The organism is Kribbella antibiotica, assembly GCF_004349055.1.
GTDB classification, from domain to species: domain Bacteria; phylum Actinomycetota; class Actinomycetes; order Propionibacteriales; family Kribbellaceae; genus Kribbella; species Kribbella antibiotica.
In genome coordinates, this window is the sequence record NZ_SMKX01000083.1 from 24850 (window position 1) to 36166 (window position 11317).

Here is an 11317-nt window from a genome sequence, read left to right on the forward strand (position 1 = left end):
GCCGTCCGGCCTGCGTCAGCGGTAGTTGACGAACTGCACCGCGAACTCGAGGTCTTGGCCCTTGATCAGCGCCTGCACGGTCTGAAGGTCGTCCCGGCTCTTGCTCGAGACCCGGAGCTCCTCGCCCTGGATCTGCGCCTTGACGCCCTTCGGTCCCTCGTCCCGAATCAGCTTCGACAGCTTCTTCGCGTTCTCCTGCGTGATCCCGGCGTCGATCGTCGCGGTGATCTTGTAGATCTTCCCGGACAACTTGGGCTCCTCCGCCTCAAGCCCCTTCAGCGAGATCTGCCGCTTCACCAGCTTGTCCTTGAACACGTCGAGCACAGCGTTCACCCGCTCCTCGGTGTTCGCCTGCATCTCGATCGACTCACCCGACCACTTGAGCTCAGCGCCCACGTTCTTGAAGTCGAACCGCTGGCTGATCTCCTTGATCGACTGGTTCACCGCGTTGTCCACCTCCTGACGGTCGACCTTGTTCACGATGTCGAAGGAGGACTCCGAAGCCATGGCACTTCCTTTCCCGATTTGCCGATAGGGGCACCTACTGTTGTATCGTCTCCCACGCCGGTTCACGAACCGGCAGCACCCTGGCGAGTTGCCCGAGTGGCCAAAGGGAGCAGACTGTAAATCTGTCGGCTTATGCCTACGCAGGTTCGAACCCTGCACTCGCCACAGGAGCTAAAGCAGCCCCTGACCTGGAGTCACAGGTCAGGGGCTGTCTTCGTCCGTCCGGCTGTCACGAGCTGTCTAGGGCTGACTGCCCAGGCCTCCAGGATGCCTGTCGCGCTCAACCGCGCTCTCGGGCGTGGGCGGGGCGTGATCGTCGACACATCCGACGTGCACCCGCCGCGCGACCTCGACCGAGTTTCCGGCCCTCTGTTAGCGGAGGCGCGGTCACGCTGCATTGAGGTGGTAGGTGATGCCAACGCGCCGAAGGTCGTGCAGCCGGGCGGCGAGCTTCTTGGCGACCTGATCTGCTGTCGGGACCTTCGCGCGGGCCTTAGCCCAGATGCGGTCGACCGTGTTGGAGGACCGACTTAAAGCAGGGCGTCCGAGCTGGCCTCCCGAGGCCTCCGCTCTGGCTACGAACAGATGGACGTCGGGGCCAATATCGAAGGAAGTTCGAGGTGGCGTCTGAGGAATTGATGGTAGATAACAGGTCGTCTCGTATACTTGTTGCTGAATTCAACGACTGCTCGGAGCAGTCGTTACCGAGGAGAACATGTGAGCACCTACCGCGGCGGTCGCTGGCAAGGTCTACGTCTCAAGAATTTTAGGCGCTTCGAGGATACTGGGAGTATCCATCTGGCGCCGATAACGCTGTTGCTGGGAAAGAATAGCTCAGGCAAAACGTCGCTGCTGCGATCCATGCTCCTTGGTAAGCAGTTGGTTTTGAGTCAAGGGGATAATGATGTCACTCTAGTTGGCCCAGAAGTTGACTTTGGTGCGTATAAAGAAGTTGTACATGCAGGCGAGCTTCGGCGAGACGTGCATTTGTGTTTTCAGTTAGACAATGTGCCGGTCCGTCGTCGACTGACCGCGAGTGCTCGCGAGACCGTGGGCCCGTTCGCCGATCTCTTTGAGAGTGCCGATGTGAACATCGGCCTGCACTGGAATGCCCGAGCGGCGCGCACTCAATTAGAGTCAATTACAATCAGTGACCCGTGGAATGAAAAGGCAAACATATTTGTCAAGTTGGAGCGTCACGGCCCCCACGAGTTTACTCTGCAGAGCAGCTTCTCTCCCGGTAGGCGTGTTCAGCAAGTCCTTTCACTTGCCGATCTTAGACTGTTTCCAATCGATCTTTCGTCGCGACGATCAAACGATCTTAGGCATATTTCGCTTGGGCCGGAAGAGTATTTCATCTATAGCTATATGCAAGAGCTCGCCAGTGTGGCGCAATCGCTCGTCCATATCGGGCCGCTTCGGGAAGTTCCGGATCGCGCATATCGTGTAGACCAGATCGCTGCACCTGGGAGCACTGCGTCTGTCGTCGAGGTCCTCGATCGCCAAAAGGCGGCTCAGGCGCGAGTTGCTGCGTCGCTGAGGTCGATGGGCATGGCTCGCGACGTTTCTCTGATCCCTCTAGCTCCCGGGTATGTTGGGATCGCCCTAACCGATTCGGTTACTGGTCGAGTCGACAATCTCGCGGATGTCGGTTTTGGTGTCTCGCAGGTGCTGCCTATCTTGGCGACATTGGCAACCGCGCCTCCGAGGTCAACCGTGCTGATTGAGCAACCTGAGCTGCATCTGCATCCAGATGCGCAGGGACGGCTTGCCGACGAGCTAATCCTTCTTTCGCGTGAACGTAATAGTTCACTCATTATGGAGAGTCATAGTGAGCATATAATGCTGCGGCTCCAACGTCGTGTGGCAGAAGGTAACCTTGATCCGACGGATCTCGCGATCTATATCGTTGATGACGGTTTGATCAGCAAAGTCAGAGTCGACAGATATGGCCGCCTGGACTCTGAATCGATGCCTGATGGATTCTTTGAGGAAGAATGGGAAGATGCTGTTAACCTTGCTCGCGCGGCAGCGCAAGCGAGGTGAGCATTCCGGGCGTCGCCATCGACTGTGGATGGCTGTGTCTACTGGACGACTTGGAGTGGGATCAAATGTCCGAGGCATCTCAGATCCTCGGCCAGTTAGAGCGTTCAAATATTCCGCTTCTCCTCGACCATGAGCGTCATATACTCAATGAGTATGAGCGGAACCTGATGCCGAGAACGCTTGGGCGGAGATTTTTGACTAGCCAGATCAAGAGGGGCCGGTTTAGCTTTTATCAAGGAAACCCCATGGCCGCGTGTCAAGTCGGTCTTGACAGACTTGGTTTTGATCCGAGCGATGTTCCATATGTTGCCGTCGCGCAGCGCGCCGGTGGCGGGATCTACCTGACGCATGAGGAGAAGCACCTGACGCAGGAACGGATCGATGGGGTGAGGCGGAGTTGCGGTGTCGACATCTGCGGCACGGACAGCCTCGCGCGGCGGGTTTCGGGTATTAGGTAGCGGCGGTGTAGGGCGAACCGGCCGCAGGCGGAGCGGGCGGTTGGAGAGGGGCGACCTCTCTGAGGACTGTCAAGGTCGCATTACTCGGGGGCGGACTCGCCCGCCCCCGGCCGCCGCGATGCAGAAGCGGTGCGTATGCCTGGTCGGACCCATGTGGTCTGGGCTGCAGTCGGCTGGCCGGCATCGAGATGCTCTCGTACATGCTCGGCCCGCTCGGCGGACAAGCCCGTTCCGGCCTGGTCAGCTCAAGGCGCCGCCGGCCGATTTCGGCGTACCGGTGACTTATGACGGGTGTGAGCTGGGTTTGGGCGGGCGAGTGTTGCGGGTTGGGACGTCGGTGCAGTCGGCGACCAAGGGTGCTTGACCAGCTGATGGGCGAGTGGGGCGAGCCGTCGCATCAGGTGTGCAGGTGCTCGTGACCATGCCGACCGGCGAACCTTGGGCTGTGCCGCATCGACAGGGGCATACAGATGTCGGGTACGACAATGTGCAGGCGGGCGTGAAGGTATGGGCGCTGCTCGGGGATCTGGAGCGAGGGGGTGGCGGTACGCCACAGGTTGCCGTGTCGCATCGGATGATCGCGCGGTACCTGGAGGGCACACAGGAGCGGGAGTTTCACGGCGATTCGCGATCAGGTGCTGGCGTCGTGCGAGTGGTTTCGGCATTTGACCAGTGAGGACCGGGAGATCGATCCTCTGCGTGAGGCGGACGTCGATGGGATTCCGGTGCGGGTGATTGAGCTGACCGGGCGTGCCGGGGATGTCTACATCACGCATCCGTGGGTGCTGCATTCGATTGCGCCGAATACGCGCGAGACGCCGCGGATGATGCGGAGTCGGATGATGTGGCGCACCGGCTGGCCGCGCTGACCCTGCTACTCGCCGGTGGCGCCGTCGACTGACTCGCGGAGGAGGTCGGCGTGGCCGTTGTGGCGGGCGTATTCCTCGATCATGTGGAGGACGATCCAGCGGACTGACGGGGTCTCGCCGTTGGGGAGGCTGCGGCGGGCGGGTTGGTCCAGGCCGCCGTTGGCCAGGGTCTCCGCCAGCTGGGTGCGGGAGCGGGCTACAGCGGCCTCCCATAGGGAGTGGAGGGCTTCCGGGGTGTCGTGGGCGGCTGAGGCCCAGACTTCTTCGGGGTTCATGCCGGACCACTGGGGGTGGCGTTTGTTGCCTTGCATGCGGCGGGAGAACCAGTGGTCTTCGTAGTAGGCCAGGTGTTTGAGCAGGCCGCCGAGGGTCATGGTCGAGGCGCCTACGGTGGCGGCCAGGCCGGCTGCATCCAAACCGCTGCACTTCCAAGCGAAGGTGGCGCGGTGGTACTCGAGGAAGCCGATGAGCGACTCGGTCTCGCCTGCGGTCAGCGGTGGTTCGGGCCTGTTCATGGTTGGGAGCTTAGGAGATCGCCGCAGAAGGAGCGGATGGCTCGGTTGACGATCGTCGGGCGTTCCCAGGGGAGGAAGTGGCCGGCGCCTTTGACCCAGAAGGGGCCGACCGCGTTGGGGAAGGCCAGCAGGCAGCGTTCCTCGACACAGTTGCGCAGGGTGATCTGGTCGGTGCCGATCAGGATCAGGGTCTGGTGGTCGACCGGGCGGTCGGTGAGTTCGGGAGCTGACAACTCGCGGGTTCCCATCACCACTTCGTAGTCGGCGAAGGACGCTCGGAGGCGGGCAGGATCGTCGTACGGCGTGGTGAGGAAGGCGAGGTCTTCGGGGGAGAAGGCGTCGGGTGGGCACCAGAGGCGGTGCCCGTAGAACTCGGCGATGTAGCGGCGCCGCTGGTCCGGGGTCGCCAGTTCGGCGACCAGAGCTTCTGCGCGAAGGCCCTGGTTGCGGACGTAGTCGTAGACGGCGTGCTTGGGGTCGATCGGCGGAAGGTCCGGGAAGGTCAGGGCAGGCATCGAGTCGTCGAGGATCACCAGGCGGTCGACTCGGGCGGCGTGACGGGTGGCGAGGTCGATGGCGATCATCGCGCCCAGGTCATGGCCGGCGACGACGGCGCGGTCCCAGCCCAACCCCTCGAAGAGGCCGATCAGGTCGGTGTTGAACGCGTTGAAGTCGTAGAAGCCGTCCGGTGCGAAGTCGGAGTCGCCGTACCCGCGGAGGTCCGGAGCGACGACGTCGAAGCCCGCCTCGGCCAGCGGGATCAGGTTGTGCGACCAGATCAGACTCGTGCAGGGGAAGCCGTGGAGCAGCAGGAGCGGTACGCCGCCCGCCCCACGACGCCGTACGGCGAGGTGGTGTCCGGGGCTGACCTCGATGCGTACCGGCGTGACGACTGAAGCAGGCAGAACCATGCCTTCGGTCTACACGGCATTCCGGACGTTCTCCGGCCGCAATGTCATCCAGACGTCGACCGGGTCCTCGGAGTCGACAGCGAAGCCGTGGCGTTCGTAGAGGCGGCGGGCGGGGCTGCCTTGGAGGACGTTGAGGCGTACGACGCCGTCGCAGCCGGCCAGGACATGCTCCAGTACGGCGCTCCCTAGCCCGCGACCCTGCCGAGTCGGCGACAGGAAGAAATGCTCCAGCCAGTGCACGTCGTCAGCTGGGCGAAGGGCGATTGAGCCTGCAAACGACCCCTCGACCTCGATGATCCACAAGTGGGTCGGGTCGAAGCTGTCGCGGAACCGCTGGCGGACGCGCTGAGCGTCGTACCGGCCGAGGCGTTCCAGGTCGGGGCGCATGACGACAGCTCGTAGTTCGGTGATGGGGTCGAGGTCGGCCGGGGTGGCCGCGCGGAGGTGCCAGGGGATCACCAGGCAAACACTAAGGTTGGGAATAGGCGGCCGGCGGGGGAGGGTTGCTTCGGGAGACGTGTTTTTCGTGAGAGGGACAGGATGAAGCCGACTGAGTTCGTAAAGGTGAACGCGCAGTTCTGGGGGGAGCACCTCAAAGAGATCAGCGCGCATCTGCCGGTGAGCCACCGGCGGGAGCTGGCCGGTCCGCTGCTGTATCCGCGGATGCTGGTGCTGACGGAGACGCCGGACTGGAACATCGTGGAGCTGGTCGGCATCAGCCGGGAGTACCGGAGCCTCGACGTACGGCGGCAGAAGGCCGCGAGCGTGGAGGAGTACTTCGGCGTGAGCGGTGGCACCGCGGTGGTGACGCTGCCGGGCGAGAACCTGTTCAAGGACGCAACCGTGGCGACGCACGACGGCCGGCGCGAGATCGAGGCGCGGTTCCCGGGTGTGCGGACGATGGTCGGCCAGGAGTTCACCGGGCCGGGCGACGACCTGCTGAAGTTCGCGCCGGGTAACTACTCGACGTTCGACCGGACGCTGCTGGTGCACTCGGCCGGGTCCGCGCTGCGGGCGCACTGGGTGTTCTTCGCGCTGGCAATCCACCGCTCGGAGCCCGCGGAGAAGTACCTGGACTTCCTGCGCAACTTCGCCGCCGCCGCGCCGCACACCGACCCGGTCGGGACGCTCAACGTGCCGCGGTCCGACGACGGCGCCGACCTGCAGGGTGCGGTCTTCGCGAGCACCTACCTGGCGCACGACGTGCCGAACTCGTCGGTCGACCAGTTCCTGAGCGCCAACGAGGACTTCCTACTGACTGCGTTCGACGCAACCAAGCTGATCCGGCAGCCGCATCTGGAGTGGCAGTCCGGCGACGAGGCTGCCCTCACGCCCGACTTCATCCTCGAGCGGGCCGACGGTTCGCATGTTGTCGGTGACCTGCGGTTGCCGCTGGCTGACGGTTCCAAGAAGCACCGCCGTACGACGGATCTCGCGGCCGGCGTGGCCGAGCTTTCGCGCGTCACCGAGTACTTCGCCAACGATGACAACCGCGCGTTCGCGAACACGAAGTACGGCGTGGAGATCAGCGCGCCGCGCAAGCTCGTGGTGACGAGCTCGCAGGACATCATCGACGCCGCGCAACTGAAGGCGGCCGAGGGTGTCGAGGTGCTCGACTACGACACCATCCTGCGCCTGCACCTCGCCGCGACGACCGCTTAATCGGCTAGGGTCCGATCCCGTGCAGTACTTCGTGTACGGACGGGATCGGGCCGGCGCCGGTGAGCTCAAAGCGAGCCTGACGCCGGAGCACTGGGCGTTCATGGATGGGTACGCCGACACTCTGATCGCGCGCGGCCCGACTCTGACACCCGACGGCGAGAGCACCACGGGCAGCCTGCATATCGTCGACCTGCCGACTCTCGAGGCGGCGCAATCCTTCGCGTACGACGAGACGTACTACCGCGCAGGTGTCTTCGACGACGTCCTGCTCTGCCGCTTCACCAACCACACCCCCGGCACGATGTGGGACTTCACAAGCGCGGCGGCCGGCCTCAACCGCTACCTCGTCCACACCGACGACGCCCCGCGCCCCCTCAGCTCCCCGCAAATCATCCTGTACGGCGACCTGTCCGCCCTAGACACCGACCAGCACCTGGGCCGCGCCGTACTGCTGGAGTCGCCCGACCCCGAGTCGGCTGCAGCCCTCGCCCAAGCCGACGTGAGCCAGGTCCACCCCTGGACCTTCGGCGGTCGCCGCTAGCTGTCCGTTTCCGCGTTCCCCGCTCGTCGGTGGGATGACGGAAGGAGACAGCGATGACAGTCATCGTGGCCGGCAGCGTGTGGGTGGACCCGGCAACCAGAGACCAGAGCGTCGAAGCGCACCAGGTGATCGTCCGCGCGGCTCGCGACTACCCGGGCTGCCTCGATTGTTCGATCTCGGCCGATCCGATCGACCTGGGTCGCGTCAACATCTTCGAGTACTGGGACTCCGAGGAGACCCTCAACGCCTGGCGTGCCATCGCCCCACAACCAGACCCGCCCAAAACCACCATCAAGTCCCAGAGCGTCTTCCTCCACGAGGTCTCCGCCTCGGGACCACCGTTCAGAAGCTGACCTTCACGCCTGGGCGAGCAGGGTCTGAAGTGCGGAGGTGAGGGTGGCCCGGGTCGTGGCGGGGAGGACGGTGGTCAGCTCGGTGATGCGGGCCGTGACGGCTTCGTGGGCTTGATTGGCGAGGTCACGGCCGGCGTCGGTGAGGTCGATCTGGCAGGCGCGGCGGTCGGTCGGGTGCGCGATGCGGGCGACGAGGCTACGGCGTTCGAGGCGGTCGACCATGTTGGTGAGGGTGGACCGCTCGATGCTCAGGGTGCGGCTGAGATCGGTCATGCCCTGCGGGCCCATGAGCAGAACGCAGACCAGATGCGCCTGCTGCGGCGTAAGACCGAGCGGGCGGCTGGTCTCGGCGTACAGGTCTTGGAGCAGGTGCATCGTCTGCACGAGGGCACCGGTCAGCTCGGTGTCGCGTGCCGTCGTCGTTGCCATGACTCGAGTGTAGTCGGGACCCCTGATACTTCGTAGTGCTACTGTTTAGGCCTACGAACTAAATCTGGAGGTCACCATGTGGTTCGGATATGGCTCGCCGGCTGGTGTGCGGGATGTCGGTACGGTGCTGGCGCTGGCCGAGCGAGCCGATCGGGACGGGCTGGATCACGTCAGCGTGTCGGATCATCCGTACGTCGCGGACCTGCTCGACGGGTACGCGACCATCGGCGTACTGCTCGGGCGGACCACCCGGCTCTCGGCATTCGTCAACGTCACGAACCTGCCGCTGCGCCCGGCGCCGATGCTGGCGCGGACGGCGACCTCGCTCGCGGCGTTGTCCGGCGGCCGGTTCGTTCTGGGCCTCGGAGCCGGTGGGGCGTGGGACAAGATCACCACGATGGCTGTTCCGGAGCTTCGGCCGCCGGCTGCGGTGGAGGCGTTCGAAGAGGCGATGCAGCTCGTCCGTGGCCTGTCGGACGGCGGTCGGCCGCAGCCCACGAAGCACTACCCGATCGGCAAGCTCCAGCCGGCCGCAGTCGCTGCGCCGCTGATCTGGACCGGGTCGAACGGGCCCAAGTCGCTGGCTGCAACCGGTCGCCAGGCGGACGGCTGGATCCCGGGTCACGCAGCCGACTGGCTCAGTGAGCGCTATCGCTGGTCCCGCCCGATCATCGACGAAGCCGCGCTGTCCGTCGGCCGCAAACCCACCGACGTCGCCACGATCTACAACTTCCCGGGCGAGCTCACCAGCTCCCCGGTACGGCGTACGCGCGGCGACGACGGGATGTGGATCGGCGGTTCCAGCGAACAATGGATCGAGGAGCTGACCGGTGCGTTCCTCGAACACGGCGCAGGCGGGTTCACCTTGTTCCCCCGCGGATCCGAACCGTTCGACGTACAGCTGGCTCGGTGGAGCAACGAGGTCGTCCCGGCTATCCGCGCTGCCATCAGTCAGTGAGCGTCGTGAGCTCCTCCGGCGTCAGCTGGATCGCGCCCGCGGCGACGTTCTGCTCCAGGTGTGGGATCTTGCCGGTGCCCGGGATGCCGAGGATGTTGGGGGAGCGCTGCAACGTCCAGGCGAGGCGCACCTGATGCGAGCTGGCCCCGCGTGCTTCGGCGATCGCGTCGACCGCGGCTGACGATGCCCCGACGATCGACGAGAACGGGACATACGCGATCCCGCGCTCCGCGCAGAGGTCGATCAGCGGATCATCGGCCCGCTCATCGACCGAGTAGTAGTTCTGCACACAGACCACCGGCGCGATCGTCAACGCCTCCTCCAACTGCTCGGCGCGAACGTTGGAGACCCCGAGATGCCGGATCACCCCAGCGTCCCGCAGCGCAGCCAGCACGGCGAAGTGGTCGGCCAGCGAGCCCGAATTGTCGGGGACGCGGAGGTTGACGAGGTCGAGTGAATCGACAGCGAGGACGCGCAGGTTGTCGTCGACCTGCGCGCGGAGCTCGGTGGCGTTGGCCGCGTAATAGAACCCGCGCTCCGGTGCAGTGCCCGGCCCGACCTTGGTCGCGATCAACAGCTCGGACCGGTACGGCGAGAGGGCCGTACGGATCAGTTCGTTCGCGGCACCGTAGAACTGGGCGGTGTCGAAGTGGTCTACCCCGAGCTCGACCGCACGACGCAGTACGGCGACGCCGGTCGCCGGATCGAGCCGCATGGCGCCGAACCCGATTCGGTTGACGGTGTGGTCGCCGAGCTTCCAGGTGGTCATTCCTCGATCGCTCCCTTGACTGCGCGAAGGTGCTGCCGGAACGTGAGTGACGGGTCGGCGGCGCGCGCCGTCAGGTACTCGCTGAAGCGGACCTGCTCACGCAGCGAACGGCCGGCCTGAATGTCCTCGGACTGCTTCCGCTCGGTGTCGCGAATGGAATCGGCCAGGTCGAACAGCTCCTCGACGCGGCCGGCCGGGACGAAGATGATGCCGTCCTCATCGCCGAGGACGACATCGTCGGTGGTCACGGTCCACTCGCCGATAGTTGCCTTAAGCAACGCATAGGCCGGCTGCGGGTCGAGCCGGAGCGGGCCGGTCGGCATTGCGCCGAGACTGAACACCGGCAGCCCAAGCGCCTGTACATCGACGGTGTCGCGGTGCAGACCCCAGATCACCAGGCCGCTGCAGCCGGCGCCCTGCGCCTCGGCCGCCACCAGGTCCCCAGCGCAAGCCTCGTCGCGGCGGCCGCCGTTGTCGATCACCAGGACGTCGCCCGGCTCAGCATTTTCGAAGGCTTCCAGGTAGACGTCGACACTGCCCACATGCTGAACAGGCAGCACCCGCCCCGCCACGCGACCGCCAACCACCGCAGTGAGCGAGACCGTACGTACCGGCAATCCGGCGCGCAGGCAGGCGTCCGCCACATGCGCCGTCGTGAGTTCGTCGAACCGTTCCAGCATCCCCAACACCCCTTTTCAGTCGATCCACCACCGACAGTAATAGGCGGCTAGGACAGAAACTTGAGAACCTCCGCGAACGAAGGGTTGTAGTCCTCGGCCGACGTGTCGACGGTGAGGTGCGGAACCGGCAGATCCACGGCCTGGAAGGCGTTGTGGGTCCGCAACCGAGCGTCCGCGGTGATCTGCGCGTCCTCGTGGGCGGCGCGCCTCGGGTCGTTCGCCGTTCGTGCGGTGATGCGTTCGAGGGCGACCTCAGCGGGGACCGCGCAGTGCAGGACCCGAAGGTCTGCCTGACCGAGTAGCGGACTCAGCCCGGGCGTCCAGATCCGGTCCTGAAATGCTGCCTCGGCAACGATCGTCGTACCGCGGCCGACGAGCAGACCGATCACATCGAAGAACGTCGACAGCGTCCGCATCGTGAGCGGATCACCCGGCCCGGGCACGAAGCCCGGGGTCGCATGGGCCATTCCTTCTTTGATCTCGTCCCGGCAGATCGCCGGGCATCCGATGGCCGCTGCCACCCGATGCGCCAACGTCGTCTTGCCAGTTCCCGGTGGACCACTGACGACAACCACCAACGGCTTCGAGTGCACCGCCGAACCCTAGCCACCTCCCGCCC

General features: G+C 64.9%; 16 protein-coding genes and 1 tRNA gene. 8 read left to right on the forward strand and 9 right to left on the reverse strand.

Annotated features, from left to right (window positions below; all coding sequences use genetic code 11):
- Positions 1 to 15: 15 nt before the first annotated feature.
- Positions 16 to 507, reverse strand: a complete 492-nt coding sequence (locus E1263_RS25305; RefSeq protein WP_132171596.1) for a YajQ family cyclic di-GMP-binding protein — start codon at positions 505 to 507, stop codon at positions 16 to 18.
- Positions 508 to 589: 82 nt separating this feature from the next.
- Here E1263_RS25305 and E1263_RS25310 point away from each other — a divergent pair.
- Positions 590 to 672 (forward strand) — tRNA-Tyr (locus tag E1263_RS25310).
- Between the two features lie 552 nt (positions 673 to 1224).
- Entirely contained in the window at positions 1225 to 2553 is a 1329-nt protein-coding gene (locus E1263_RS25315; protein WP_132171598.1) for an AAA family ATPase, read from the forward strand.
- Between the two features lie 104 nt (positions 2554 to 2657).
- Here the strand turns inward: E1263_RS25315 and E1263_RS25320 are convergent, their stop codons facing one another.
- Positions 2658 to 2903 (reverse strand): hypothetical protein, encoded by a 246-nt coding sequence (locus E1263_RS25320; protein ID WP_132171600.1) that lies wholly within the window; start codon positions 2901 to 2903, stop codon positions 2658 to 2660.
- Between the two features lie 517 nt (positions 2904 to 3420).
- Between E1263_RS25320 and E1263_RS25325 the strand changes: the two genes are divergently transcribed.
- A complete protein-coding gene (locus tag E1263_RS25325; RefSeq protein ID WP_132171602.1) occupies positions 3421 to 3687 on the forward strand; it encodes a hypothetical protein in 267 nt (88 codons plus the stop codon).
- Positions 3677 to 3880: a hypothetical protein gene (locus E1263_RS25330; protein ID WP_132171604.1), complete on the forward strand. Its 204-nt coding sequence runs from the start codon at positions 3677 to 3679 to the stop codon at positions 3878 to 3880. The genes E1263_RS25325 and E1263_RS25330 overlap by 11 nt, the downstream gene beginning before the upstream one ends.
- A 5-nt stretch (positions 3881 to 3885) precedes the next feature.
- Here E1263_RS25330 and E1263_RS25335 read toward each other — a convergent pair whose 3' ends face one another.
- Genes E1263_RS25335 through E1263_RS25345 form a run of 3 tightly spaced genes read right to left on the reverse strand, consistent with a single transcriptional unit; the run spans position 3886 to position 5765 of the window.
- Positions 3886 to 4395, reverse strand: a complete 510-nt coding sequence (locus E1263_RS25335; protein WP_132171606.1) for a DinB family protein — start codon at positions 4393 to 4395, stop codon at positions 3886 to 3888.
- Positions 4392 to 5306 (reverse strand): alpha/beta fold hydrolase, encoded by a 915-nt coding sequence (locus E1263_RS25340; RefSeq protein ID WP_132171608.1) that lies wholly within the window; start codon positions 5304 to 5306, stop codon positions 4392 to 4394. Before E1263_RS25340 ends, E1263_RS25335 begins: the two co-directional genes overlap by 4 nt.
- A gap of 9 nt (positions 5307 to 5315) precedes the next feature.
- Entirely contained in the window at positions 5316 to 5765 is a 450-nt protein-coding gene (locus E1263_RS25345; RefSeq protein ID WP_132171610.1) for a GNAT family N-acetyltransferase, read from the reverse strand.
- A gap of 81 nt (positions 5766 to 5846) precedes the next feature.
- Here E1263_RS25345 and E1263_RS25350 point away from each other — a divergent pair, with 81 nt between their 5' ends.
- The 3 genes from E1263_RS25350 to E1263_RS25360 are packed head-to-tail and all read left to right on the forward strand — an operon-like array spanning position 5847 to position 7862.
- Positions 5847 to 6968, forward strand: coding sequence for a hypothetical protein (locus tag E1263_RS25350; protein WP_132171612.1), 1122 nt, complete (start codon positions 5847 to 5849; stop codon positions 6966 to 6968).
- A gap of 19 nt (positions 6969 to 6987) precedes the next feature.
- Positions 6988 to 7509, forward strand: a complete 522-nt coding sequence (locus tag E1263_RS25355; protein ID WP_132171614.1) for a YciI family protein — start codon at positions 6988 to 6990, stop codon at positions 7507 to 7509.
- A gap of 53 nt (positions 7510 to 7562) precedes the next feature.
- A complete protein-coding gene (locus E1263_RS25360; RefSeq protein ID WP_132171616.1) occupies positions 7563 to 7862 on the forward strand; it encodes a putative quinol monooxygenase in 300 nt (99 codons plus the stop codon).
- A 3-nt stretch (positions 7863 to 7865) separates the two neighbouring features.
- On the opposite strand, the gene E1263_RS25365 is transcribed toward E1263_RS25360, so the two are convergent.
- A complete protein-coding gene (locus tag E1263_RS25365) occupies positions 7866 to 8291 on the reverse strand; it encodes a MarR family winged helix-turn-helix transcriptional regulator (protein ID WP_132171618.1) in 426 nt (141 codons plus the stop codon).
- Positions 8292 to 8367: 76 nt separating this feature from the next.
- Here E1263_RS25365 and E1263_RS25370 point away from each other — a divergent pair, with 76 nt between their 5' ends.
- Positions 8368 to 9249 (forward strand): LLM class flavin-dependent oxidoreductase, encoded by an 882-nt coding sequence (locus tag E1263_RS25370; protein WP_132171620.1) that lies wholly within the window; start codon positions 8368 to 8370, stop codon positions 9247 to 9249.
- On the opposite strand, the gene E1263_RS25375 is transcribed toward E1263_RS25370, so the two are convergent.
- From E1263_RS25375 to E1263_RS25385, 3 genes are read right to left on the reverse strand one after another with little or no spacing between them, the layout of a single operon-like run.
- Positions 9239 to 10018 carry an aldo/keto reductase gene (locus E1263_RS25375; RefSeq protein ID WP_132171622.1) on the reverse strand — a complete coding sequence of 260 codons (780 nt, stop codon included), beginning with the start codon at positions 10016 to 10018 and terminating at the stop codon, positions 9239 to 9241. The genes E1263_RS25370 and E1263_RS25375 overlap by 11 nt on opposite strands.
- A complete protein-coding gene (locus tag E1263_RS25380; protein WP_132171624.1) occupies positions 10015 to 10698 on the reverse strand; it encodes an RraA family protein in 684 nt (227 codons plus the stop codon). The genes E1263_RS25375 and E1263_RS25380 overlap by 4 nt, the downstream gene beginning before the upstream one ends.
- A 47-nt stretch (positions 10699 to 10745) precedes the next feature.
- Positions 10746 to 11291, reverse strand: coding sequence for a P-loop nucleotide/nucleoside kinase family protein (locus E1263_RS25385; protein WP_132171626.1), 546 nt, complete (start codon positions 11289 to 11291; stop codon positions 10746 to 10748).
- Positions 11292 to 11317: the final 26 nt, after the last annotated feature.